A 25,361-nucleotide genomic window follows, 5' to 3' on the forward strand; every position below is an offset into this window, starting at 1 on the left:
CCCTTTCCGCTTCAGCGCGCTCGACTCCCGGTCCGGGTCCGCTCGGCGAGCCCAGGAAAGGCTACGCCGCTGCCGCGCCACCGCACCGCACGGACGGCCGCCTCCCGGAGCGCGCCCGCAGCCTCCCGCCGCAGCGGCCCTTCCGCGGCCCGTACGAGATCGGAGTAGACGCCCGCGATCCGGTCCTCCAGCACCGCGGCGAGCCGCTCGGCAGCAGCCTCGTCCGGCACCGCGAAGGGCAGCGCGTACGCCGCCGCAGCCGCCACGGGCTTCCCGCCCAGGTCCCGCACCGTGCGCGCCAGCGCGTCCCGCCGGGCCCGGTGCGCGGCGTACGCCGCGGTGGCCTCGCCCTCGCGGTCGTCGCAGATCCGGCCGCCGACGACCCCGTACCCGTACACCGCCGCGTGCTCCGCGGCGAGCGCGGCCTGTACCGCGTCCAGCGTGCTCATCACGAGTCCCTCTTCGTCAGCAGGTACGCATGCGTGGCGCCGGCCGCCGCGACCGACGCGAGCAGCCGGGCCAGCTCAGGCTCCGCGTCGACCAGGGAGGCGGAGTGCGCGTCGCAGATCCGCCGCTCCGCCGTGGCCAGCGCCTTCAGCGCGGCCCCCGCATCGGCGGGAACGGCCGGCGGAGCGACCGCGGGCAGAGCGGTGACCGCAGGACCCGCGAGCGCTGTGACATGCTCGGCCACCGCAGCCCGCAGAGTCGTCAACTTGCCAGCCAGTGCCGGGTGTTGCGCGATGACGGCGTCGTACTGGTCACGCAGCGCCCCGCTCGTCGCGGCCAGCCGACGCCGCAGCGCCGCCTCCGCGAGAGCCGGGTCCGCTGCCGAGCCGGACGTCCGCCGGTGTTCCGGCTCCTCGGTCGAACAGCCCGTCAACACTGCGGCAGCGGCCGCACCCGTCACCATGAGCGCACGCCTGCGTGTCGTCCCCGTGCGCCCCACGCCTGTCTCCTCGGACCTCGCACTGATCATCGCCGCAGGCGAGCGTACCTGCGGGTCCGGCCCAGGTGGACGGCAACACCCCCCGGGACCGGATACCCTTTGATCTGACACGAGACGATCCCACAACAGCACACGCGGCCGAGGAGTCACCCGGATGAGCACCACCCAGAGCGAGAGGCTGCGCGGGCTGCTGGAACCGCTCGTCAGCGCCGCGGACCTGGATCTGGAAGAGATCGAGGTGTCCCGGGCGGGCAGGCGCCGTGTGCTGAGGATCGTCGTGGACTCCGACGAGGGCGCCACTCTGGACGCCTGTGCCGAGCTGAGCCGCGCGATCTCGCAGAAGCTGGACGAGACGGACGCCATGGGCGAGGACGAGTACGTCCTCGAAGTGAGTTCGCCCGGCGCCGACCGCCCGCTGACCGAGCACCGCCACTACGTACGCGCCGTCGGCCGACTGGCCAGGCTTCAGCTGCACGAGGGCGGCGAGCTGGTTGCCCGCATCCTCACCGTGGACGACGACGGACTCGATCTCGAGGTGCCGGGCGTGAAGGGGCGCAAGCCCACCGCCCGCCGGGTCGCCTTCGCCGAGATCGCCAAGGCCCGCGTAGAGCTCGAGTTCAACCGCAAGGACAAGAAGGAAGAGGAGGCGTAGCCGTGGACATCGACGTAAAGCTCCTGAAGGGCTTGGCACAAGAGAAGGAGATCCCCTTCGACCTGCTGGTCGAGGCGATCGAGTCGGCCCTCCTCATCGCGTACCACCGGACCGAGGGCAGCCGCCGCCACGCCCGCGTCGTGCTCAGCCGCGACACCGGCCATGTGACGGTGTGGGCGAAGGAGGACCCGGCAGATCTGGAAGAGGGCCAGGAGCCCAAGGAGTTCGACGACACTCCCTCCGACTTCGGCCGGATCGCGGCAACCACCGCACGCCAGGTCATCCAGCAGCGGCTGCGGGACGCGGAGAACGACGTCACTTTCGGTGAGTACGCCCGCCGTGAGGGCGATGTCGTCGCCGGCATGGTGCAGCAGGGCAAGGACCCCAAGAACGTCCTGGTCAGGCTGGACGACAAGCTCGAGGCGATCCTGCCGGTGCAGGAGCAGGTGCCGGGCGAGGAGTACACCCACGGCCTGCGCCTGCGTACGTACGTTGTGCGCGTCGCCAAGGGTGTGCGCGGCCCGTCCGTGACCCTCTCCCGCACCCACCCCAACCTGGTGAAGAAGCTCTTCGCGCTGGAGGTCCCGGAGATCGCGGACGGCAGCGTCGAGATCGCGGCGATCGCCCGCGAGGCAGGCCATCGCACGAAGATCGCCGTACGCTCGACCCGCTCTGGCCTCAACCCCAAGGGCGCCTGCATCGGCCCCATGGGCAGCCGTGTGCGCAATGTCATGGCCGAGCTGCACGGCGAGAAGATCGACATCGTGGACTGGTCGGACGACCCGGCCGAGATGGTGGCCAACGCCCTCTCGCCGGCCCGCGTCAGCAAGGTCGAGGTCGTGGATCTCGCAGCCCGGTCCGCCCGGGTGACCGTCCCCGACTACCAGCTGTCGCTGGCGATCGGCAAGGAGGGGCAGAACGCCCGGCTGGCGGCCCGTCTCACCGGCTGGCGCATCGACATCCGCCCCGACACGGAGCAGAGCGAGGAGCCGGGCGCCGACCGGGGCTCTCACCAGGACTGAGGACCGACGGCGGGCCTCACCTAGATCAAGACAACAACCGTTCGATTTTTGCCCCAAAGGGGTGAGGTCGGTACGGGGAGGTAGACTGAACGTGTCTGGCCGGACGCATGCCCGCGTATGCCCTGAGCGAACCTGTGTGGGATGCCGGGAGCGAGCGGCCAAAAGCGATCTGCTGCGCATCGTGGTGATCGGTGGCGAGTGCGTCCCCGATGATCGCGGTACGCTGCCCGGCCGGGGTGCGTATGTACACCCCGCCTTGGTCTGTCTCGACCTGGCGGTCCGCCGCCGGGCGTTTCCCCGGGCCTTCCGGGTCCAGGGACCGCTCGATACCGCGGAAGTACGCCGGCATGTCGAGCAGGCAGCACAGTAAGAAGAGAACGGCACGGGTCCCCGTGCGGTCAGGTACCTCGCGAGTTGGAAGTAGGTCGAGATTGCGATGAGCACTCGATGAGTACGCGATGAGTACGCCCATGAAGTAGCGACGGTCCGGCGGTAACCCGGACCTAAAAGGAGCGAAGTGGCTAAGGTCCGGGTATACGAACTCGCCAAGGAGTTCGGCGTGGAGAGCAAGGTCGTCATGGCCAAGCTCCAAGAACTCGGTGAATTCGTCCGTTCGGCGTCCTCGACGATCGAGGCGCCGGTTGTACGTAAATTGACTGACGCTTTGCAGGGACCCGGCGGCACCGCCGGCAAGTCCGCTGCCAAGCCCGGCGCGCCCCGCAAGGCCGCGCCCGCCAAGCCTGCCGCGCCCTCACCGGCGTCGTCGGCCCGTCCCGCTGCCCCCAAGCCCGGCGTCCCGGCCCCCAAGCCGGCCGCAGCCGAGGCTCCGGCGAGCAGCACCCCCAGCACCCCGTCCGCGTCCCCGGCTGCCGCCGGCCCGCGTCCGGGTCCCAAGCCCGCACCGGTCAAGCCCGCTCCGGCGGCTCCGGTGCCCGCGGCCGAGTTCTCGGCCCCGGCTCCGGCACAGCCCAGCGCGCCGCAGGCCCCGCGTCCCGCGGGTGCCACTCCCGGCCCCCGTCCCGCCGGTGGCTCTGCCCGTCCGGCTCCGGCCGGCGGTCAGCGTGACGGCGGCCGTGACGGTGGCCGTGGTGGCGAGCGTCCGGCGCGTCCCGCCGGTCAGGGCGCCCCGCGCCCCGGCGGTCGTCCGGCCGGTCCCCGTCCGGGCAACAACCCCTTCACCTCGGGTGGCTCCACCGGTATGGCGCGCCCGCAGGCGCCCCGTCCGGGTGGCGCTCCGCGCCCCGGCGGCGGTCAGGACCGTCCCGGCGCCCCGCGTCCGCAGGGTGGTCCCGGCGGCGCGCACTCCGGTCCCTCCGGGAGGCCTCAGGGTCCCGGCGGCGCCCGTCCGAGCCCCGGCGGCATGCCGCGTCCGCAGGCGCCGCGTTCTGCCGGAGGCCCTGGCGGCTCCCCCGCAGGTAACCGCCCGAACCCGGGCATGATGCCGCAGCGTCCCGCTGCCAGCCCCCGTCCTGGTGGCGGTCCTGGTGGCGGCGGCCGTGGTCCCGCTGGTGGAGGCGGCGGTCGTCCCGGCGGCGCCGGTGGCGGTCGTCCCGGTGGTGGCGGCGGCGGCTTCGCCGGTCGTCCCGCCGGTCCCGGTGGCGGTCGTCCCGGTGGTGGCGGCGGCGGTTTCGCCGGTCGTCCCGGTGGCGGTGGCCCCGGTGGTGGCGGCGGCTTCGGTGGCGGCGGTGGCCGTCCCGGCTTCGGCGGTCGTCCGGGTGGTCCCGGCGGCCGTGGTGGCACGCAGGGCGCCTTCGGCCGTCCCGGCGGCCCGGCGCGTCGTGGCCGTAAGTCGAAGCGGCAGAGGCGCCAGGAGTACGAGGCCATGCAGGCCCCGTCGGTCGGCGGTGTGATGCTGCCTCGCGGCAACGGCGAGACTGTTCGCCTGTCGCGCGGTGCGTCCCTCACCGACTTCGCGGAGAAGATCAACGCCAACCCGGCGTCGCTCGTCGCCGTGATGATGAACCTCGGCGAGATGGTCACGGCCACGCAGTCGGTCTCCGACGAGACGCTGCAGCTGCTGGCCGACGAGATGAACTACACGGTTCAGATCGTCAGCCCGGAGGAGGAGGACCGCGAGCTTCTCGAGTCCTTCGACATCGAGTTCGGCGAGGACGAGGGCGGCGAGGAAATGCTCGTCTCCCGTCCGCCGGTCGTGACCGTCATGGGTCACGTCGACCACGGTAAGACCCGACTGCTGGACGCCATCCGCAAGACGAACGTCATCGCGGGCGAGGCCGGCGGTATTACGCAGCACATCGGTGCGTACCAGGTCGGCACCGAGGTCAACGGTGAAGACCGCAAGATCACCTTCATCGACACCCCGGGTCACGAGGCGTTCACCGCCATGCGTGCCCGTGGTGCCAAGTCCACCGACATCGCGATCCTCGTGGTGGCGGCGAACGACGGTGTGATGCCCCAGACGATCGAAGCGCTGAACCACGCCAAGGCGGCCAACGTGCCGATCGTGGTCGCGGTCAACAAGATCGACGTCGAGGGCGCGGACCCGACCAAGGTGCGCGGTCAGCTGACCGAGTTCGGCCTGGTGGCCGAGGAGTACGGCGGCGACACCATGTTCGTCGACATCTCCGCCAAGCAGGGTCTGCACATCGACAGCCTGCTGGAGGCCGTGGTCCTGACCGCGGACGCTTCGCTCGACCTCCGGGCGAACGCCGAGATGGACGCACAGGGTATTGCGATCGAGGCCCACCTCGACCGTGGCCGCGGCGCCGTCGCCACCGTGCTCGTCCAGCGCGGAACGCTGCGCGTCGGCGACACGATGGTCGCCGGTGACGCGTACGGCCGTGTCCGGGCGATGCTCGACGACAACGGCAACAACGTCGAGGAAGCGGGTCCGTCGACCCCCGTCCTGGTCCTGGGTCTCACCAACGTCCCCGGCGCCGGCGACAACTTCCTGGTCGTCGACGAGGACCGTACGGCCCGCCAGATCGCCGAGAAGCGCGCAGCGCGTGAGCGCAACGCCGCCTTCGCCAAGCGCACCCGCCGGGTGTCCCTCGAGGACCTCGACAAGGTGCTCAAGGCCGGTCTTGTGCAGGATCTCAACATCATCATCAAGGGCGACGCGTCCGGTTCGGTGGAGGCTCTCGAGTCCTCGCTGCTCCAGCTCGACGTCGGCGAAGAGGTCGAGATCCGCGTTCTCCACCGTGGTGTGGGTGCGGTCACCGAGTCCGACATCGACCTGGCGATGGGCTCCGACGCCATCGTCATCGGCTTCAACGTCCGTGCGGCCGGCCGTGCCGCGCAGATGGCGGAGCGCGAGGGCGTCGACGTCCGGTACTACTCGGTGATCTACCAGGCCATCGAGGAGATCGAGGCGGCCCTCAAGGGCATGCTCAAGCCGGAGTACGAAGAGGTCGAGCTCGGCACGGCGGAGATCCGCGAGGTCTTCCGCTCGTCCAAGCTGGGCAACATCGCGGGTGTTCTCATCCGCTCCGGCGAGGTCAAGCGCAACACCAAGGCCCGGCTCATCCGCGACGGCAAGGTCGTCGCGGAGAGCCTCAACATCGAGGGTCTGCGCCGCTTCAAGGACGACGTCACCGAGATCCGCGAAGGCTTCGAGGGCGGTATCAACCTCGGAAACTTCAACGACATCAAGATCGACGACGTCATCGCGACGTACGAGATGCGCGAGAAGCCGCGAGGCTGATGCCGCTCGGGGGCGTAGCCCCCTAGGCAGCACTGTGGTCCGGGGCCGGTCGGCGGAGAGTATTTCCGTCGATCGGCCCCGGCCGTTGCGTGTACGGTTCTTGTGTCCCTGCCAAGTGACGGAGGGACCCTCTAACCCGTACCGGCGGGACATCCGGACATACATGTATGTGGGGACACTGTCCTTCGATCTGCTCCTCGGCGACGTACGGTCGTTGAAGGAGAAACGCTCCGTGGTCCGCCCGATCGTGGCCGAGCTCCAGCGCAAATACGCGGTGAGCGCGGCGGAAGTGGGCGGACAGGACCTCCACCGCAGGGCCGAGATCGGCCTGGCAGTGGTGTCCGGGGACACGGGGCACCTCACAGACGTACTCGACCGGTGCGAGCGCCTTGTCGCCGCCCGGCCGGACGTGGAGCTGCTGTCGGTGAGACGCAGGCTCCACAGCGACGAAGACTGAATGAGCAAGTCAGAGAAGGAGAAGGACCAGTGGCCGACAACGCGCGGGCGAAGAAGCTGGCGGACCTCATCCGGGAGGTGGTCGCCGAGAAGCTGCAGCGCGGCATCAAGGACCCTCGACTGGGTACGCACGTGACCATCACGGACACCCGCGTCACCGGTGACCTGCGGGAGGCCACGGTCTTCTACACGGTTTACGGCGACGACGAGGACCGGGCCAGCGCGGCAGCCGGGCTGGAGAGCGCCAAGGGCATCCTGCGCTCGTCCGTCGGCGCCGCGGCGGGGACGAAGTTCACGCCGACCCTGACGTTCGTGGCGGACGCGCTCCCGGAGACCGCCAAGACGATCGAGGACCTCCTCGACAAGGCGCGGGCCTCCGACGCCAAGGTGCGCCAAGCGTCCTCTGGCGCCACGTACGCCGGCGAGGCCGACCCGTACCGCAAGCCCGAGGACGAGGACGAAGCCTCGGAATGACACAGCAGAACAAAACTCCCCCGGCCACCGCCGGGAGGGGCCCACAGGACGGCCTTGTCATCGTCGACAAGCCGTCCGGCTTCACTTCGCACGACGTCGTCGCCAAGATGCGCGGGATCGCCAGAACCCGCCGCGTCGGGCATGCGGGGACGCTCGACCCCATGGCCACCGGAGTGCTGGTGCTGGGCGTCGAGAAGGCCACCAAACTGCTCGGGCACCTCGCGCTGACGGAGAAGGAGTACCTCGGCACCATCAGGCTGGGGCAGAACACCGTCACCGACGACGCGGAGGGCGAGATCACGTCGTCCGTGGACGCCTCCGGCGTTTCCCGGGACGCCATCGAAGCGGGCGTGGCCAAGCTGACCGGCGACATCATGCAGGTGCCGTCGAAGGTCAGCGCCATCAAGATCGACGGCAAGCGGTCGTACGCGCGCGTTCGCGGCGGCGAGGACTTCGAGATCCCGGCCCGCCCGGTGACCGTCTCCTCGTTCCAGGTGTACGACGTCCGGGAGACGGTGGCCGAGGGGTCCGGCGGCGGCACGCCGGTCGTAGACCTGGTCGTGTCGGTGGTCTGCACCTCCGGTACGTACATCCGCGCCCTCGCCCGTGACCTCGGCGCAGACCTCGGCGTCGGCGGGCATTTGACCGCGCTGCGCCGCACCAGAGTCGGTCCTTACGGGCTGGACGCGGCGAAGACGCTCGAGCAGCTCCAGGAGGAGCTGACCGTGATGCCGATCGCCGAGGCGGCAGCGGCCGCGTTCCCCCGCTGGGACGTGGACGAGAAGCGCGCCAAGCTGCTCACCAACGGCGTACGGCTGGACATGCCGGCGTTCGACACCGCGCCGGTCGCGGCCTTCGGGCCCGACGGGCGCTTCCTGGCGTTGGTGGAGGAGCAGAAGGGCAAGGCCAAGAGCCTCGCCGTCTTCGGCTGAGCGCACCTGCCCGGGGTTGATCCCATCGTGGAACGGGCAGCGCCGCTGCCCGTTCCACGATCCCCCTCCGGAGGAAGGTCTATCCGCCGCCGCCCCCCGATTCACCCCTTCGGGCAGGCGCTCGGAGTGACCGCGGGTGCACTGAGGGGGCGCTTTCGGTACGCCTCCTTCTCCCGGTGATCACTGCCGACCTAACGTCGACACCATGGGACGCGGGGACCTGGCGCTAGTACACATCTGCGATCCGGCGGGGCGGCCGCGCGGGACCGGGTTCGTCGCCGACGAGCTCGGCACGGTCGTGACCAGCCATGAAGCGGTGGAGGGGCTGGTACGGGTGGTGCTGCGCGCCCCCGGCGACCGCACCTTCCTCGCCGAGGCCGACGCCGTCGTCCCCGTGCCGGAGGCCGGCCTGGCGCTGGTGCGCACCGAGGGGCTCGGGATCCGGCCGCTTCCGATCAGCGCGCGGGAGCGGGTCGAGGCGGGGACGTACGTACGGCTCGCCGCTCGCGGCTGGCGTGAGGCGCGCGTGCTCGGCGCTGCCCAGGTGACGCACACCGCGACCGATCGTTTCCATCCGGTCGGCGACGCCCTGGAGTTGGCGATCGGGACGGACGGCAGCGACGCGCTGCGGCTGGGCGGCGAGGCCGTGGGCGGACCGGTGCTCGACTCCTCGACCGGCGCGGTGCTCGCCGTCCTCGGCACCGCCCCGCAATCCGGACACCGGGCGGCCGGGTTCGCGCTGCCGCTGCGGGCCGCCGGCCGGCCGCCGGACGGGCCGCTCGCCGAGCTGCTGCGGCGCAACGCGGCGACGGTCCCCGGGTACGGGCACGACCTCAACCTGGCGGCGGTGCTGGAGCTCACCGCCACCACCATGGGGTCGGTCGGAAGGCCGAGCGCCTGGCCGGATCCGGTGGAACGACCGGACACCGTAAGGGAGTTCGCCTCCTTCACCGCCCCCGTGATGGGGCTCGTCGGGGAGCCGGGAACGGGCCGTACGACCGAACTGGCCGCGCTCGCCGCCCGGCGGGCCCGCGGACCGGAACCCGCACCCACCGTGTGGCTGCGCGGCGCGGATCTGCACTCCGACGACACCTCCGTGGCCGACGCCGTCGCGCGCACCCTCGGGCAGGCCGGTCGCATCCGCGCCGCTTCGGGCGCGCGCGGCGACATGGAACTCCTCACCCCCGGGCTGGTCGCTCGCCTCGCCCGCGAGGCCGGACGGCCGCTGCTCGTGCTGCTCGACGGGCCAGAGGAGATGCCGCACGCACTGGCCCACCGGCTCCCCGACTGGACGGCGGGGACCGTGAACTGGCTGAGTTCCTGCGGTGTGCACATGGTCGTCGGCTGCCGGCCCGAGCACTGGGAGCAGGCCGGGGCGCTGTATCCGCCGGATGTACTGCACCGGCCCGCCGCGCCTGCCCACCGGCTGCCGCCCGCCCTGCACATCGCCGCACTGACTGTCGGCGAGGCGGAGCGCGCACGCGAGCGGTACGGGCTCCCCGCCGGAGCGGTCGCAGCCGCGGACGAACGTCATCCGCTCACGTTGCGGCTGCTCGCGGAGGTACGGGAGTCGCTGCCCGGCGAGGTGCCTGGGCGGCCGTCCCGCGAGGAAATCTTCACCGCGTACCTGGACATGCTGTGCCTGCGGATCGCGGTCCGGGTCGCCGCGGAGTCCCGGCCGCCGCTGCGGGGATCCGCCGTGCGCAGGCTGGCGGCGAAGGTGGCGGGCCGGGTCCACGAGGCGGCGCGGCGCTGTCTCGGGCCCGGGCGCGGGCAACTGGACCGCGAGTCCTTCGAGGAGATCTTCCCGTGGGGAACCGGGTGGGCATCCGCGGTGCTCATCGAGGGGCTGCTGGTCCCGGCGGGGGCCGGCTACCGCTTCGCGCACGAGGAGTTCGCCGACTGGCTCCAGGGCGCGCACCTGGACCTCGATGCGGCGCTCCAGTCCCTGGTCCACCGCTGGCACGCGCGGGCGCCGGTGGGGCTGCCGGCGAGGCCGGGGGCGGACGGGCGGGGGAGCGGCTGTGTGCCGCCACCGCCGGGCCCGGGGGAGCCGGAACCGCGCCGGCTGCCGGTTCCGCGGCATCGCATCGGCCCGGTGGTGCAGGCCCTGCTGCTCCTCGACCGGGTGCACGGCCCCGGGCAACTGGCCTGCAAGCTCGAGAAGTTGGTCGAAGCGCTGGACGCGCTGGACGGGCTCAAACGGCTGGAGGGTCTGGAGGACGCGAGTGGCGTCGTGGGCGCGCGGCTCGACGACGCCCGGTGGTGGGGAGCCCATCTGGTGGGGGAGACGCTGCTGCGCGTGCCCGACGCCGGGGCCTATCTCCCGGTGCTACGGCTGCTCGCGGAGCGGGTAACCCGGCGTTGCCTGCGCGACGGCGGGCTCCGGCACCCGGGCGGGCTCGGCGAGTTCGGGCCGTGGTTCTGGGAGCGGCTGCGGGTGACCGAAGCTCAGCGGCTCGATCTGCTGCGCCGACTCGTGCCCGCGGACGGGGTGCCGGGGCTTCGCACGGAGCCGCGCTATCTGGATTCCGTCGTCGCGCGGCTCGTCGCCGAGCCCAGCGCCGTACAGCCGCTGCTCTGCCGCTGGTTCACCGACGATACGCCGCTTCCCGCCGGTCCCGATGCCGGGCTCCGGCCCACCGTGGCCGCCGCCGCGCAGGCCCTGCTCTACGCCCGCCGCGGCCTCGCCGTCGACGACCTCACCGAGGCCCTCGTGGCGACCGGCCACCCCCGCGCCGGGGAGCTGCTGGCCGTGCTCGCCGAGGAGGAGCCGTCCGCCCTGTGCCGGGCCGTCGACCGCTGGGCGCTCGACCCCCGGCCCGAGCGGCGGGTCGCGGCCGCCGCCTACGGACTGGCCGCCGTCGCCCGGGTCACTGCCGACGCCGACCGCGAGCTGCTCAGGTACGCCGCCCTCGCCATCCTCGCCAGGCCCGACGACACCGCCCTGCACGGCTGTGCCCTCGCCCTCCTCGTCCACGATCCGCACACCCGGTCCCGCTATCTCGCCAGGGCGCTCACGGCCTTCGAGGCAGGCGACCCGCGGCTGCCCGCGAGCGCGCTCGCCGCAGCGCTCACCACGCACCCCGAGCCCGTCCTGGCCGCCTTCCGGACGCGGCTGCACCAGCCGGGCGACGGCGCGGGGGAAGTGCTGCGGGCCCTCGCCGAGGTCACCGCCCCCGCGTCGGCCCGCCATGCCGCCGCGCTCGTCGGCGAGTACATCGAGCACCGGCCCGAGGGCGCGGTCCACGCCGCCGCCTACGTCGACCGCTGCCTGGAACACGGCCCGGCCGCCCGCGCCACCCTGTTCCCGCTGGTCACCAGCCTGCTGCGGAGCCGTCCCTGCCGGGTCCGGACGGCCCTCGTGCCCGTCCTCGCGAGGCCGGGCAGCCGGGCATCGCGGCTGCTGCGGGCCGAGCTCCTCGACGTACTGCTGGACTACGAGCAGTACGCGACACGTGACCTGGCCGTCCTCGACGCCCTGCTGCGGGCCGCCGCGAACAGCTGCGCGACCCGGCCCGAAGCCCGCACCCGTGAGCTGGTTCACCGCACCGGCCTGCTCTTCGTCCGCACTCCGGAGGGCGCGACCTGCTTCGACCGGCGGCTCGTGGAGCTGGCCCGGGAGGTCCCCGGCTTCGCCGCGCTCGTGGCGGGGTGGCTGGACCGGGCCCCGCAGGAGTGGGCCGCGGTGGTCGGTCCGAGCGCGCGCCGGGCGGTCGAGACCCTCGGCAGCCCGGTGCCGATGCGAACCGACAGTCGCGGGCATGGCAGTCTTAGACCTGCGTAACCGGCAATGACGTACACAGGTTCGGGCGAGGAGCGGTCACAGTGCAGCGCTGGCGTGGCTTGGAGGACATCCCCCAGGACTGGGGACGCAGCGTCGTCACCATCGGCTCCTACGACGGGGTCCACCGCGGACACCAGCTGATCATCGGGCGGACGGTGGAGCGGGCGCGTGAGCTCGGGGTGCCGTCGGTCGTCGTGACCTTCGACCCGCACCCCAGCGAGGTCGTCCGCCCGGGCAGCCATCCGCCGCTGCTCGCGCCGCACCACCGGCGCGCCGAGCTGATGGCGGAGCTGGGCGTCGACGCGGTGCTGATTCTTCCCTTCACGAGCGAGTTCTCGAGGCTTTCGCCCGCGGACTTCATCGTGAAGGTCCTGGTCGACAAGTTGCACGCTTGCGCGGTCATCGAGGGCCCGAACTTCCGCTTCGGCCACAAGGCTGCGGGGAATGTCGCGTTCCTGGCCGAGCTGGGCGCGACGTACGACTACGAGGTCGAGGTCGACGACCTGTTCGTGAGCGGCGTGGCGGGCGGTGGCGAGCCCTTCTCCTCGACCCTGACCCGCCGCCTGATCGCCTCCGGCGACGTCGAGGGCGCGGCGGAGATCCTGGGCCGCCCGCACCGCGTCGAGGGCGTGGTGGTGCGGGGCGCGCAGCGCGGCCGTGAGCTGGGCTACCCGACGGCGAACGTGGAAACGCTGCCGCACACGGCGATCCCGGCGGACGGGGTGTACGCGGGGTGGCTGACGGCGGCGGGGGAGAGGATGCCGGCGGCGATCTCGGTGGGCACGAACCCGCAGTTCGACGGCACGGAGCGGACGGTGGAGGCGTACGCGATCGACCGGGTGGGGCTGGAGCTGTACGGGCTGCATGTGGCGGTGGACTTCTTGGCGTATGTCCGGGGGCAGGAGAAGTTCGACTCGATCGAGGCGTTGCTGGACGCGATCGGGGAGGACGTGAAGAAATGCCGCGAGCTGACGGCGTCGGCGTAGCGCGGCGGCCCGGGGCGCGAGCCTTGGGCTGACGGATCCCCGGTTCGCGTCGCTGACGGCTCCCGGTCTGTGTCACTGACGGACCCCGGTCCGTCTCGCTGACCGACCCCCGGTCCGTGTCACTGACGGCCCCCCCGCTCCGAGTCAGCCCCCACGTGCCCTCACGCCCAGTGACACGCCACCCCTGACCCGCCCAGCACCCCCATCTCCTCCGACCGGCACCGGTCCGCCACCCCCGCCCTCTCCGCCTCGCCCGACGCCAGCACCTGGCAGCGCGCGTGGAACCGGCAGCCCCCCGGGATGCGGGACGGATCCGGGGGCTCGCCCGTCAGGACCACCGGGGGAATGGTCGAGTCCGGGAGGACGGACAGCAGCGCCTGGGTGTAGGGGTGCTGGGGACTCGTCAGCACGTCCTCGACGGTGCCGCACTCCACGATCCGGCCCAGGTACATCACCGCCACCCGGTCCGCGATGTTCCACGCCAGCCCGAGGTCGTGCGTCACCACCAGCGCGGACAGGCCCAGTTCGTCCCGCAGCCGCAGCAGCAGTGCGAGGATCTCGCCGCGTACGGACGCGTCCAGTGAGGCCACCGGCTCGTCAGCGACGATCAGTTCGGGTTCCAGGACCAGGGCTCCGGCGATGACCACGCGCTGGCGCTGGCCGCCGGACAGCTCGTGCGGATATCGCAGGAAGAAGCGCTCCGGCGGCCGCAGCCCGGCCCGCGAGAGCGCCTCGGCCACGGCCGGGCGTTCGTCCCCGGTGTACCCGTGGATCCGCAGGCCCTCGGCCACCGCGTCGTACACCGTGTGCCGCGGGTTCAGCGAGCCGCTCGGGTCCTGGAGGACCAGCTGGACTCGCTTGCGGTACGACTTCAGCGCCCGGGAGGTGTACGACAGCGCCGCACCGCCGAAGGTGACCGCGCCGGACGTCGGCGGCACCAGGCCCAGCAGTGAGCGTGCCAGCGTCGTCTTCCCGCAGCCGGACTCGCCGACCAGGGCCACGATCTCGCCCGCGCCGATGTCGAGGTCGACGCCGTCGACGGCGCGGGCGGCCGGCTCGCCGCGCCGCCCGGGGAAGGTGACGTGCAGACCGGTGGCCGAGAGCAGGGGAGTGGTGGTCATGACTGGCTCCTGGGTACGGCCCCGGCGACGCGGCGAACCGGGCTGGGGGACAGCGGAGTTCGGCACCGGCGTGTCACAGCGGCACCGCCCCTACGTGGACGCACGCCGCCCGGTGCCCCTCACCGACCGCCGAGAGCACCTGGTCCTGCTGCGCACACGCGTCCAGCGCGACCGGGCAGCGTGGGTGAAACGTACAGCCGCCCGGCAGCGCCGACGGGTCGGGCGGGTCGCCCGGCAGGCCGCGTGGCGCCCGGCGCGATGCGACGTCGCCGACGCGCGGGAAGGCGGCGGACAGGGCGCGCCCGTACGGATGCTCCGCCGCGCTGTAAACCGCCTGCGCCGGGCCCTCCTCGACGATCCGGCCCGCGTACATCACCGCGAGCCGGTCGCAGGTGTCGGCGAGAACCGCCAGATCGTGGCTGATCATCAGCAGGCTGATGTCCTGCTCGGCGACCAGCTGCTCGATCAGCCGCAGGATCTGCGCCTGGATCATCACATCGAGCGCGGTGGTCGGCTCGTCCGCCACGATGAGCCGAGGGCCGCAGGCGAGCGCCATCGCGATCATGACGCGCTGGCGCTGGCCCCCGGACAGCTCGTGCGGATACGCGTCCGCGCGGGAGACGGGCAGCCCTACGTGCTGCAGCAGTTCGGCGACCTGCTTCTTCGCCGCCGCGGGCGTGGCCTTCTGGTGCAGCAGGATCGGCTCGGCGATCTGTTCGCCGACCCGGTGCACCGCGTTGAGCGAGTGCATCGCGCCCTGGAAGACGATCGACGCACCCGCCCACCGCACGGCCCGCAGCCGCCCCCACTTCATGGTGAGGACGTCCTCCCCGTCGAGGAGGATCTCGCCGGAAAGCCTGGCGGAGGCGGGCAGAAGGCGCAGCAGGGCCAGGGCCACGGTGGACTTGCCGCAGCCCGACTCGCCCGCGATTCCCAGCTTCTGCCCGGCGGCCACGCTCAGATCCACACCGCGTACGGCCGGGACGGCCCGCGCCCCGGAACCGTACGTCACCTGCAGGTTCTTGACCTCGAGCAGGCACTGCGCAGTCATCGGGTCACCCCCAGCTTCGGGTTGAGCACGGCCTCGATAGCCCGGCCGCACAGCGTGAACGCCAGTGCCACCAGCGCGATGGCGATCCCGGGCGGCGCCAGATACCACCAGTGGCCGGAGGAGACCGCTCCCGCCTCCCGCGCGTCCTGGAGCATGCCGCCCCAGGAGACGACCGTCGGATCGCCGAGGCCGAGGAACGCGAGCGTCGCCTCCGTCAGGATCGCCGTGGAGATGCCGAGCGTCGTCTGGGCGAGGACCAGCGGCATGACGTTGGGCAGCACATGCCGGGTCATGATGTGGCTGTGGCCGCCGCCGAGCGCCCTGGCACGCTCGATGTACGGACGCGACTCGACCGCGATCGTCTGCGCCCGCACCAGACGGGCCGTGGTCGGCCAGCTGGTGACGCCGATCGCCAGGATCACCGTCCAGATGCTCCGGGACATCACGGTCGCGAGCACGATCGCCAGCACCAGCGTCGGCATCACCAGGAACCAGTCCGTGATCCGCATGATGACGGTCGAGAACCAGCCGCCGTAATGACCGGAGACGATGCCGACCAGGGTCCCGATGGCCACCGACAGCGCGGCAGCCAGCAGTCCGACGGTGAGCGAGATCCGCGCACCCCAGACCAGCAGCCCGAGCAGCGAGCGCCCGAACTGGTCGGTGCCGAGGGGGAACTCGCCGCTCGGCGACTCGAGCGCCGTGCCCGGCGCGTTCGTCACGCTCTGCACATCTCCGCCGACGAGCAGCGGCGCGGCAAGCGCGATCAGCGCGATGAGCGCGAGCGCGCCGAGGCCGAAGAGGCCCGCCCTGTGTGTGCGGTACGAGCGCCAGAAGCGGGCCACGGAGCCGCGGCGGCGCGCCCAGGCGAGGGAGCTCGCACTCCGAGTGGTACGTGCGGTCTTCGGGACCGGCGTGATCGTCATCGGCCCACCCGGGGATCGAGCAGCGGATAGAGCAGGTCGGCGAGGAGGTTCATCAGGATCATCGCGCCCGCGAAGACCACGAAGAGCCCCTGCACCAGCGGCAGATCGGGCACGCTCAGCGCCTGATAGAAGAGCCCGCCCAGGCCGGGCCAGGAGAACACCGTCTCCACGAGGATCGAACCGGCCGCCACATGGCCCAGATTGATGAAGACCATCGTGACGGTGGGCAGCAGCGCATTGGGCACGGCATGCCGGCGGCGTACGGCATCGTCCCGCAGCCCCTTCGCCCGCGCGGTCGTCAGATAGTCGCTGCCCATCTCGTCCAGCAGCGACGAGCGCATCACCAGCAGCGTCTGGGCGTACCCGACGGCGACCAGCGTGAGGACGGGAAGCACCATGTGGTGCGCGACATCGCCGACGTACGCGAAGCCGGTCTTGTCGCCCGACTCCATGCCGCCGGTCGGGAACAGACCGGGGATCGGGCCGACGCCCACCGAGAACGTGATGATCAGCAGCAGGCCGAGCCAGAACGACGGCACGGACCACAGGGTCAGCGCCACACCCGTGTTGAGCTTGTCGCCGATGCTGCCGTGCCGCCAGGCGGAGCGGGTGCCGAGCCAGAGCCCGATCGCCGAGTAGATCACCACGGCGACCCCGGTGAGCAGGAGCGTCGCGGGCAGCTTCTGCGCGATCAGCTCGCCGACGGGCGCACGGAACTGGTACGACGTACCGAGATCGCCCGTCAGCGCATTGCCGCAGTAGTCGGTGAACTGCTGCCACATCGGCTGGTCGAGGCCGAACTGGCGGCGCAGCGTGGCCAGTTGCTCGGCTGACGTCGGCATGCCGTGAGTCATGGCCTTGACCGGGTCGCCGGGGATGATCCTGAAGAGGAAGAAGCTGGTGACGAGCACGGCGAACAGCGAGATGGCCGCGCCGCCCAGCTTGCCCGCCACATAGAGGAGATAGGCGCGTGCGCTGCCACTGGTGGTGGGGGGGGGGGGGGGGCCCCCCCCCCGGGGCGGGGGGGGGGGGGGGGGGGGGGGGGGGGGGGGGGGGGGGGGGGGGGGGGGGGGTGGGGTGGGGGGGGGGGGGGGGGGGGCGGGGGGGGGGGGGGGGGGGGGGGGGCGCCGCCCCCCCCCCCCCCCACCACTGTGGCAGTGCCGGTCGTGCTTGTGGTGCTCATCGACTATTCACGGTCTTCCGCGGTGGTACGCCGGCGCATCGCGACGAAGAGCCCGATGGCGGCGGCAAGGACGACTGCCGCGCCGATGCCGATCACCACACCTGTCGAGGAGCCGCTGTCGGAGCTGGCGTCGCCCGCGACAGGCTCGGCCGACCACCAGCTCCAGTAGCCGTCCTGGCCCCACAGGTTGCCCGCGGCCTCCGGCATCGTCTTGATGGACTTGATCTGGTCGGTACGGTACGCCTCGACGGCGTTCGGATACGCGATGACATTCATGTAGCCGGTGTCGTACAGGCGAGATTGCATCTGCTTGACGAGTCCGGTCCGCTTGGCCGCGTCGTACTCCACGGTCTGCTGGGCGTACAGCTCGTCGAACGGCTTGTCGCAGATGAAGTTGTCGGTCGCGCCGGTGTCCTTGGGCGTGGCCGGGAGCGCGGCGCAGGTGTGGATGGACAGGACGAAGTCCGGGTCCGGGTTGACCGACCAGCCGTCGAAGGCCAGGTCGTAGTCCCCCTTGATCCAGGGGTCGGAGACATTGTCGAGACAGTCGACCTTGAGCCCGATGCCGAGCTCGCCCCACCACTCCTGCAGATACTTGCCGATCGCCTTGTCGTTGGGGTCGGTGGCGTGACAGAGGATGCGCAGATCGAGGGCCTTGCCGTCCTTGCCGACGCGCTTGCCGCTGCCGTTCTTCTTGTAGCCGGCCTGGTCGAGGAGGGCGGCGGCCTTCGCCGGGTCGTACGCGATCTTCTGGCTCGTCCCGGGCTTCCAGAAGTACGAGTCGAAGCGCGGCGGGATATAGCCCTCGCCCTCGACGGCGTGGCCCTGGAAGACCTTGTCGACGATGGTCTTGCGGTCGGTGGCGTGGAAGAGCGCCTTGCGCACGGCCGGGTCGAGCAGGGCCTTGTGGCCGCTGCCGAACGTCTTGCCGTCCTTGGACCGCGCCCCCGGGTTGGTTGCGAGAGCGAAGAAGCGGCGGCCCGGAGCGTCGTTGACCTTGATGTTCTCGGCGCTCTTGAGGGCCGTGGCCTGGGCGGGGGTGAGGCCCTGGACGAAGGAGACCTCGCCCTTCTGCAGCGCCGCGACGGCCGCGTCGCCGTCCTTGTAGTACTTGAGCACCAGTTCGTCGAACTTGGGCGCGCCGCGCCAGAAGTCCTTGTTGGGCTTGAGCTTGACGAACTGGTCGACCTTGAAGTCGGTGATGACGAACGGACCGTTGCCGACGATCGGGAACTGCTTGTCGTTGTTGAACTTCGAGAAGTCGCCGACCTTCTCCCAGACGTGCTTGGGCACGATCGGCACATCCAGCGCCGTCATGGTGGCCTGAGGCTTCTTCAGCTCTATTACCAGCGTCTGGGGGTCCGGGGCCGTGACCTTCTTGAAGTTGGCGGTGAAGCTGCCGTTGGCGGTGGCGGCGTTCTCGTCCGTCATCATCTTGTTGAAGGTCCAGGCGGCGTCCTCTGCGGTGGCCTGCTTCCCGTCGGACCACTTGGAGTTCTTCCGGATGGTGTACGTCCACGTCAGCTTGTCCGGGGACGTCTTCCACTCGGTGGCCAGGCCCGGGACCGGGTGAGCGTCCTTGACGTCGTAATTCGTCAGGTACTCATAGGCCAGCCGGTGGATGGTGGTGCTGACGAGCTTCTGCGCCAGGAACGGGCTGAGGGAGTCCACGCTCTGCGAGACGGCGACAGTGAGGACCTTCTTGCCGCCGTCGTCCTTGCCGTCGTCGGCGGCTTGGGCCGAAGGGGTTGCTGTTCCGGCCACCAGCGCGGCGGCGGCACCGGAGGCCAGAAGCAGTCGGATGCGGGCTGGAACCTTAGTGACCATGGGAAGGGGACCTCGCGTCATCACTCGCTCGGAGTAGGCAGGTTGAGCTCTGGTTCGCCAATTGGTGAAGCGAGGTTTATCAGCGGCGGTCGATTGCGTCAACGGCCCGTCAAACCCCGTGTGGGCTGCGGGAATACGCTGAGGGCCCGCACCGTGGAGACGGTGCGGGCCCTCATTGGTTCAGACCTCTGTCGCGCTACTGCTGAGGGGCTGGCGGTGCCTGCGGGGGCTGCTGCTGCGGCCATCCGGCAGGCGGTACGGGCCCCTCCAGCTCAGGTTGTCCGGGGCCACCCGGCCGGCCCTGCTGACCGGGGTGAACCGGCTGGGCCTGCTGGCCGGGCGGCGGTCCGGCCGGGCCCGCGGGGGACTGGCCCTGTGGCAGCGACTGCTGCCAGCCCTGCGGCGGGTACGGCTGGTGGGGCGGCTGTCCTTGGTACGGCTGCTGCGGCTGTCCCTGCGGCGGGTAGGGCTGCTGCGGGGGCTGCGGCTGCTGAGGCACGTACGGCTGACCGGGCATCGGCTGGCCCGGGATCTGCTGTCCCGGCATCGGCTGCCCCGGCATCTGCTGCTGTCCCGGCATCGGCGGGACCAGGTGCGGCGGAGGGTTGCCGTCCGCCGTCCACAGCCCCTGCTGCTGCTGAGCCCGCACGAAGTCCTCTGCGATGAGCGCGGAGAGATTGAAGTACGCCTCACGGGTCTTCGGGCGCATCATGTCCAGGTCGACCTCGGCGCCCGCCGACAGGTGCTCGTCGAAGGGGACCACGATCACACCGCGGCAGCGTGTCTGGAAGTGCTGCACGATGTCGTCGACCTTGATCATCTTGCCGGTCTCACGTACCCCGGAGATGACCGTGATGGAACGCTGCACCAGCTCGGCGTACCCGTGCGCGGACAGCCAGTCGAGCGTCGTCGACGCGCTGCTCGCACCGTCCACGGACGGCGTCGAAATGATGATCAACTGGTCGGCGAGGTCCAGCACTCCACGCATCGCGCTGTACAGCAGACCGGTGCCGGAGTCGGTGAGGATGATCGGATACTGCTTGCCCAGTACGTCGATCGCGCGCCGGTAGTCCTCGTCGTTGAACGTCGTGGAGACCGCCGGGTCCACGTCGTTGGCGATGATCTCCAGACCCGAGGGCGCCTGCGAGGTGAACCGGCGGATGTCCATGTACGAGTTGAGGTACGGGATCGCCTGCACCAGGTCGCGGATGGTGGCCCCGGTCTCGCGGCGCACCCGGCGGCCGAGCGTGCCGGCGTCGGGGTTGGCGTCGATCGCCAGGATCTTGTCCTGCCGCTCGGTGGCCAGCGTCGAGCCCAGCGCGGTGGTCGTCGTGGTCTTGCCGACGCCGCCCTTGAGGCTGATGACCGCGATCCGGTAGCAGGACAGCACCGGCGTACGGATCAGCTCCAGCTTGCGCTGCCGCTCGGCTTCCTCCTTCTTGCCGCCGAGCTTGAAGCGGGAGGCGCTGGAGGGGTTGCGGCTGCTCTTGGCCTTCTGCTTGTTGTTGCGCAGGAGGCGGTCGGAGGAGAGCTCGACGGCCGCGGTGTATCCGAGCGGGGCGCCCGGCACGGAACGCTCGCGCTGGTCGTGCGTGACCGGCGTGGGCCAGCCGGCGCCGGTGCGTGGGTCTGTGGGACCGGCCGGAGGCTGGGGATGAGGCGGGCCGCCCTGGGGAGCCTGGGGGTGCGGCTGCGGGTGGGACTGCTGCGCGGGCAGATGGGGCGTGGCGGGCGCGGGCAGGTTGGGCGTCTGCGGCGGCAGCGGTACGGGCGCGTGCGCGCCGGGCTGCTGCTGACCGGGCTGGCCGGACTGCCCTGGCTGGGGGAAGCCGTAACCGGTCTGCGGTGTCTGGGTGTTGGGGGCCGGTACGGCGGGCGGCAGTGGTGCGGCGGGGTGTCCCGGCTGGCCGGGCTGGCCGGGCTGGGGAAAGCCGTATCCGCCTTCGTGCGCTCCGGGCTGACCGGGCTGGCCGTGCTGGGGGAAGCCGTAACCGGTCTGCGGTGTCTGGGTGTCGGGGGCCGGTACCGCGGGTGGCAGCGGTGCGGCAGGTGCGGGCTGACCGGGCTGTCCCGCTTGCGGGAAGCCGTACCCGCCTTGCTGGGCAGGCTGACCGAGGTGCCCCGGCTGCCCGGGCTGCGGGAAGCCGTAACCGCCCTGCTGCTGAGGCGTGGGTGTGGGCGTGGGCGTCGGCCAGGCGGGCGGGGTCTGCGGCCCGCCCTGCACCGGCTGCTGCGACTGCTGCGGGGCGGACTGCTCCGCGGTCTGCGGCGATACGGGCCATTGCGGCGCGGACGGCGGCGCGGCGGGCTGGAAGGCGGGCGGCAGCGGCGGCAGTGGGGCACTCTGCCCCTGCCCCTGCCCATGCGGGGGCGGAGTCGGGGACCACGGCTGAGGGGGTACGGGCGCGGGCGGAGCGTCCTGGGGCACGGCGTCAGTCGACTCGTCGGCCGTCACCGTTGCCGCGTCCTGAGGGGCGCTCTCGTCGCGCGGCTCGGCGTCGCCACCGTCGGAGTCCTGGGGCGTGGCGTCGGCCGGCTCGGAGTCCTGGACCTCCACGTCCGCTGCGTCCGGGGAGTCTCCGGGGCCGTTGGCGCCCGCGGTCTCTCCGGCATTGCCGGCCGGGTCCTCGGCCGAGGACCCGGCGGCATCGTCCGGTCCCGCCGCGACCGGCGCCTCGGGACCGCCGGAAGCATCCGCGGCGCTCTCGTCGGCCTCGTTGGCCGCCGCCCGCTCCTCCATCTCGCGCTTCAGCGCGGCAGGGGAGAACCGCATGGTCGCCCCGCTCTCCACATCGCCGCCCCCGAAGGGCTGCGGCGCGGGCTCGGCGGCCGCCTCGGCTACTGGAGCCGGAGCCGGAGCCGCGGGAGGCATCTGAGCAGGAGCAGGAGCAGGAGCAGGAGCAGGAGCAGGAGCAGGAGCAGGCGCTGGGACAGGAGCAGGCGCAGGCGCCTGGGCCTGCGCCGGAGGAGGCGTCGGCGCAGGCGCCCAGTTGGGCTCGAAACCGCTGCCCGCAGGCAGCCCCGGCACGGCCACCGGCGCCCCGTTCGGCGGTGGGGGAGGCGGAGTGTGCCCCTGCTGGCCGGAGCCCCCGCCCGAGGTGTCGCCCGACGCGTTCTGCGTGTACCAGGCCGGCGGGGTGTAGTCGATGGTGAACTCACCCGTCAGCTCAGCGGGATCCGCGTCGGACTGATCATCGACGGGAATGTTCCAGCCCCCGTGGATCTCGTCCCGATCGCCGTTCACTTTGCCTCCTGGTGTGGTCGAGCACCCTTGTGCCGTGGTGGGTGGGGGCGACCTCTTCGTCCGATCGGCCCGGCTCTCCCCCTAGGGACGCGGCCAGCACGCCCGCAGGTTCTTCTGCCGCGCCCTGTCCCACCCTAATCGTCAACAATGCCGGATCGGCAGGGCCGACCGCCCGTCGGCTGCTGTCCCGTACGTCACGCCCCGCCCCCAAGTGATCCGGGTGGGGTGCAGTGCAAGGAAGCCGACGGGTCAAAACCGTACAACTGCGTATGTACGGAAGGGCCCCCGGCCCTGTCAGTCCATCCGGCGGGCGCTGCCCAACAATCCGGTCTCGGCATCCGTGGCCTGTGTCATGACGAACTGCCGGTCCCGCGGCGTGCACCAGAGTGTGACGCCGTCAGCGAGAGTGGACAGCGCCTCAGTCTCGGGCCGCGGAAGATGCATGATGCGGCCGATCTGCGCGGCCTCGTCGGGCGAGACACGCTGGATGCCGACCAGACCGGAGGCGGCCACATCCCGCGGCCCGGCTTCAGCCATCAGCTGCCGGTCGAGTTGCCCTGCGGCGGAACCGCCCTACGTCGTGCAGCGAAAAAAATGCGCTGCTGTCCGCCGTCCGGGACCTTCCTAGCCGTTCGGCGCTCTCAGCGCAGATCGAATTCCCCGTCACGCGCACCGAGTACAAACGCCCGCCACTCGGCTTCGGTGTACCGCAGCACAGTCTCCGGATCCAGAGACGATCGCATGGCTACGGCCCCGCCCGGCAGATGTGCGATCTCCACCCGCTCCTCGTCCTCACTCGTGCCGGGGGCGCTGAGCCACTCGGCGTCAGAGATGTCGAGGGCGTACAGCTCTTCCTTCTCCTGTGCGCTCCCCATCAGTCAAGCTTCCCTTCGGTGCGGCCGAGATGAAACATGTTCCACGCGCCAAGAAGCGTCGCGTAGTTGGACGCAACTCAGCGTCACTACCAGCATCCTAGGGCAGCTCTTTCCCGACCAACGGCGGAACTCAGTCCATCCGCCGAGCCACGCCCAGCAAGCCGGACTCCGCGTCTGTGGAACTCGTCATCACCCAGTGGCGCTCACGTCCTGCGCACCAGAGGGTGACACCGTCCGCGAGAGTCGGCAGTGCTTCGATCTCGGCCTGCGACAGTGCCAGGATCCGGCCTATCTGCTCCGCCTCCTGCGGTGAGACCCGCTGGATGCCCACCAGCGTGGAGTCTCGCATCAACCGGGGTGCCACCGGGCTCAGATACGGAAGCAGTGTCAGCACCGACTGCCAAGGCGAGGACACCACGCGTCCGCGCGGCGGCCGCATGCCGCAGTCCCGTACCACCACTACCGGACTGCCTACCGTCGCTCCCATCGGCGGAACCCGTCCCACGCCGTGGAGCGTGATGCATTCCAGGCCCGCGCCCGCGGCCTGTGTCAGCAGCGTCCATGCCTGGGCGCGCCCGGTTTCGACTGCGACCCGCGCGCCCGTGCCCGCCGCGCGCAGCGCAAGCACCTGAGCCGTCCACAGGCCACCGATCAGGAGGACGTCGTACGGCGCCGAACGGTGGAACCCCAGCATCTGGGGGCGCCCTTCCGCGTCGTCACCGATCACCACACCGTCGTCCCCGACGGGCAGCGAAAGCGCGCCCAGGTGGTCCGCGGTCATGGTGTGCCCCGCGTGTCGGGGGCCGAGCAGCCCCCGCAGCCCACGCGCCGTTCCGGTTCCGGCAGTCATCGCGCACCTCCCAGGGGCAGAGTCGCCAGCACACCAGGCAGCTGTTCGCGGTCCAGTCGCACAAGTCCGACCTTCGCCGAACGAGCGGCATGCTCCAACGCCCGTCGCACCCCGACCAGTTCGGTATCTGAGCCGCCGGTGATCCGTACATGGCCGCCCACGGTCATCGATCCTTGGTGTGAGCCGCGCCGCAGGGTGAGACTGAAAGTGGTCGCGTACGCCGGCGCCGAGGTGAGCAGCGAGACCAGCTTGGGGAGGGGAGCCGCCCCACGTCCCAGTTCGGGCCAGCGGCCGACCGCGTATGTGGTGTGCCAGCGGTCGTCGCACCGCCAGACTCGCGCCGTCTCGGCGGTTCGCCGTTGAGGCGCGGCATCCGGCCGGCTCGCGCGGGCCGACAGCCTCGGACTGGCACAGGCAGAAGTCGCCACTGTGGTGTTCAGATCCTCCTGGTCCAGTACCACGGCCCGGAATCCGGCCCCGGTGATACGGCTCGCCACATGGTCCGCCACGCGCACCAGGCAGCGCTGGGCACCTTCGATTCCGCCTCCACGCGCCTCCACGGCTTCCCGGCACAGTTCCGGGTCCAGCTTCACCGCCACCCAGGTCATCCTCAGCGCGGGCGCCCCGGTCCGCTCCTGCAGCGGGGCGTACGAGAGTCGCGCGACCGACTGCTGGGGCAGGTGCGGTGCGGGCGCCGAACGGACCTGCTGAACCAACTGCACCGACTCCAGTACGATGTCGTCCACTTCGAGGGCACCACCCAGGAGGGACAGCGGGAGCGCCCGGGCGCCGAACGCTGGGCGTAGCGCATCACCGCTCGCTTCGACCCTCACCACGGCGGTCAGGAAGGTTCCGTCGCCGAGCATGCCGACCGTGCGCCGATCACGGTCGACGTATGTGAACGGACGGAATCCCGGCACGCTCTCCACCACGGGGGCCAACGACGCATCCACCTCCCCCGCGGTCAGCCCGGCGCCGCGCCTGCGTGCGCGGAGGGCGAGGGCCGTCGACAGCCAGTCCTGTACGGCGTGGCCGCGGCGGCGTATCACGGCGAGCAGGACCAATGCGCAGGCGATGGCAGCGGTGGGGACCATCCACAGCCCGCCGAGCGCGACCCCGACCGCGGTGAGCGCCAGTGCCACCTCGACGAGCACCAACTGTCGCAGCTGGAAGGGGCCGACGCGGGTGGTGCGCGAGAGGGGACGCAGAGTCGTCGTCGCCGGAGCACGTTGCGGCGTCGTGGCCCCCCGTCCGTTGCTGCGTTGCCGTTGGGAAGTGTCAGGGGCTCGATCGGTAGTCCGCCCATTTCGCGCGCGCGTCGCCGTACCCATCGCCGCGTTGCCCCCTCGTGTCCGTAATTACCAA

Annotated in this window: 20 protein-coding genes and 1 pseudogene; 9 read left to right on the forward strand and 12 right to left on the reverse strand. The window is 71.5% G+C overall.

Going from position 1 to position 25,361, the window contains the following annotated elements:
* Nucleotides 1-11: 11 nt before the first annotated feature.
* Nucleotides 12-449: a ferritin-like domain-containing protein gene (locus tag ACFYWY_RS32250; RefSeq protein ID WP_389193037.1), complete on the reverse strand. Its 438-nt coding sequence runs from the start codon at nucleotides 447-449 to the stop codon at nucleotides 12-14.
* Nucleotides 449-946: a hypothetical protein gene (locus ACFYWY_RS32255; protein ID WP_389193040.1), complete on the reverse strand. Its 498-nt coding sequence runs from the start codon at nucleotides 944-946 to the stop codon at nucleotides 449-451. Before ACFYWY_RS32255 ends, ACFYWY_RS32250 begins: the two co-directional genes overlap by 1 nt.
* A gap of 154 nt (nucleotides 947-1,100) precedes the next feature.
* Here ACFYWY_RS32255 and rimP point away from each other — a divergent pair, with 154 nt between their 5' ends.
* From rimP to ACFYWY_RS32300, 9 genes are all read left to right on the forward strand, one after another.
* A complete protein-coding gene (gene rimP / locus ACFYWY_RS32260; RefSeq protein ID WP_389193043.1) occupies nucleotides 1,101-1,598 on the forward strand; it encodes a ribosome maturation factor RimP in 498 nt (165 codons plus the stop codon).
* Nucleotides 1,599-1,600: 2 nt separating this feature from the next.
* The gene (gene nusA / locus ACFYWY_RS32265) at nucleotides 1,601-2,620 is read left to right on the forward strand and encodes a transcription termination factor NusA (protein ID WP_389193046.1); all 1,020 of its coding nucleotides are present in this window, start codon (nucleotides 1,601-1,603) and stop codon (nucleotides 2,618-2,620) included.
* A 91-nt stretch (nucleotides 2,621-2,711) separates the two neighbouring features.
* Entirely contained in the window at nucleotides 2,712-2,990 is a 279-nt protein-coding gene (locus ACFYWY_RS32270; protein ID WP_389193049.1) for a YlxR family protein, read from the forward strand.
* 147 nt (nucleotides 2,991-3,137) lie between these two features.
* Nucleotides 3,138-6,284, forward strand: a complete 3,147-nt coding sequence (gene infB, locus ACFYWY_RS32275) for a translation initiation factor IF-2 (protein ID WP_389193052.1) — start codon at nucleotides 3,138-3,140, stop codon at nucleotides 6,282-6,284.
* A 163-nt stretch (nucleotides 6,285-6,447) separates the two neighbouring features.
* Complete coding sequence (locus ACFYWY_RS32280) at nucleotides 6,448-6,741, forward strand: DUF503 domain-containing protein (RefSeq protein WP_307660790.1); 294 nt, start codon at nucleotides 6,448-6,450, stop codon at nucleotides 6,739-6,741.
* A gap of 29 nt (nucleotides 6,742-6,770) precedes the next feature.
* Nucleotides 6,771-7,214 (forward strand): 30S ribosome-binding factor RbfA, encoded by a 444-nt coding sequence (gene rbfA / locus ACFYWY_RS32285; protein WP_389193056.1) that lies wholly within the window; start codon nucleotides 6,771-6,773, stop codon nucleotides 7,212-7,214.
* Nucleotides 7,211-8,146, forward strand: coding sequence for a tRNA pseudouridine(55) synthase TruB (truB, locus tag ACFYWY_RS32290; protein WP_389193059.1), 936 nt, complete (start codon nucleotides 7,211-7,213; stop codon nucleotides 8,144-8,146). The genes rbfA and truB overlap by 4 nt, the downstream gene beginning before the upstream one ends.
* A gap of 205 nt (nucleotides 8,147-8,351) precedes the next feature.
* Nucleotides 8,352-11,933 (forward strand): trypsin-like peptidase domain-containing protein, encoded by a 3,582-nt coding sequence (locus ACFYWY_RS32295; RefSeq protein WP_389193062.1) that lies wholly within the window; start codon nucleotides 8,352-8,354, stop codon nucleotides 11,931-11,933.
* Nucleotides 11,934-11,974: 41 nt separating this feature from the next.
* On the forward strand, nucleotides 11,975-12,919 hold the full coding sequence (locus tag ACFYWY_RS32300) for a bifunctional riboflavin kinase/FAD synthetase (RefSeq protein ID WP_389193065.1): 945 nt from the start codon (nucleotides 11,975-11,977) through the stop codon (nucleotides 12,917-12,919).
* A 161-nt stretch (nucleotides 12,920-13,080) separates the two neighbouring features.
* Here ACFYWY_RS32300 and ACFYWY_RS32305 read toward each other — a convergent pair whose 3' ends face one another.
* From ACFYWY_RS32305 to eccE, 10 genes and pseudogenes are all read right to left on the reverse strand, one after another.
* Nucleotides 13,081-14,040, reverse strand: a complete 960-nt coding sequence (locus tag ACFYWY_RS32305) for an ABC transporter ATP-binding protein (RefSeq protein WP_389193068.1) — start codon at nucleotides 14,038-14,040, stop codon at nucleotides 13,081-13,083.
* 73 nt (nucleotides 14,041-14,113) lie between these two features.
* Nucleotides 14,114-15,091, reverse strand: coding sequence for an ABC transporter ATP-binding protein (locus ACFYWY_RS32310; protein WP_389193071.1), 978 nt, complete (start codon nucleotides 15,089-15,091; stop codon nucleotides 14,114-14,116).
* A complete protein-coding gene (locus ACFYWY_RS32315; protein WP_389193074.1) occupies nucleotides 15,088-16,017 on the reverse strand; it encodes an ABC transporter permease in 930 nt (309 codons plus the stop codon). The genes ACFYWY_RS32310 and ACFYWY_RS32315 overlap by 4 nt, the downstream gene beginning before the upstream one ends.
* A complete protein-coding gene (locus tag ACFYWY_RS32320) occupies nucleotides 16,014-16,970 on the reverse strand; it encodes an ABC transporter permease (protein WP_389193077.1) in 957 nt (318 codons plus the stop codon). The genes ACFYWY_RS32315 and ACFYWY_RS32320 overlap by 4 nt, the downstream gene beginning before the upstream one ends.
* A gap of 233 nt (nucleotides 16,971-17,203) precedes the next feature.
* A complete protein-coding gene (locus ACFYWY_RS32325) occupies nucleotides 17,204-19,027 on the reverse strand; it encodes an ABC transporter substrate-binding protein (protein WP_389193080.1) in 1,824 nt (607 codons plus the stop codon).
* 196 nt (nucleotides 19,028-19,223) lie between these two features.
* Nucleotides 19,224-22,271 carry an SCO5717 family growth-regulating ATPase gene (locus ACFYWY_RS32330; protein ID WP_389193083.1) on the reverse strand — a complete coding sequence of 1,016 codons (3,048 nt, stop codon included), beginning with the start codon at nucleotides 22,269-22,271 and terminating at the stop codon, nucleotides 19,224-19,226.
* Between the two features lie 294 nt (nucleotides 22,272-22,565).
* Nucleotides 22,566-22,775, reverse strand: a pseudogene (locus tag ACFYWY_RS32335) (hypothetical protein); the annotation flags it as partial.
* Nucleotides 22,776-22,912: 137 nt separating this feature from the next.
* Nucleotides 22,913-23,146, reverse strand: a complete 234-nt coding sequence (locus tag ACFYWY_RS32340) for a DUF397 domain-containing protein (RefSeq protein WP_389193085.1) — start codon at nucleotides 23,144-23,146, stop codon at nucleotides 22,913-22,915.
* 130 nt (nucleotides 23,147-23,276) lie between these two features.
* On the reverse strand, nucleotides 23,277-23,996 hold the full coding sequence (locus ACFYWY_RS32345) for a hypothetical protein (RefSeq protein WP_389193088.1): 720 nt from the start codon (nucleotides 23,994-23,996) through the stop codon (nucleotides 23,277-23,279).
* Nucleotides 23,993-25,327 carry a type VII secretion protein EccE gene (gene eccE / locus ACFYWY_RS32350; protein WP_389193090.1) on the reverse strand — a complete coding sequence of 445 codons (1,335 nt, stop codon included), beginning with the start codon at nucleotides 25,325-25,327 and terminating at the stop codon, nucleotides 23,993-23,995. The genes ACFYWY_RS32345 and eccE overlap by 4 nt, the downstream gene beginning before the upstream one ends.
* Nucleotides 25,328-25,361: the final 34 nt, after the last annotated feature.

Source organism: Streptomyces sp. NPDC002870 (assembly GCF_042888505.1).
In the GTDB taxonomy this organism is placed as follows: Bacteria; Actinomycetota; Actinomycetes; order Streptomycetales; family Streptomycetaceae; genus Streptomyces.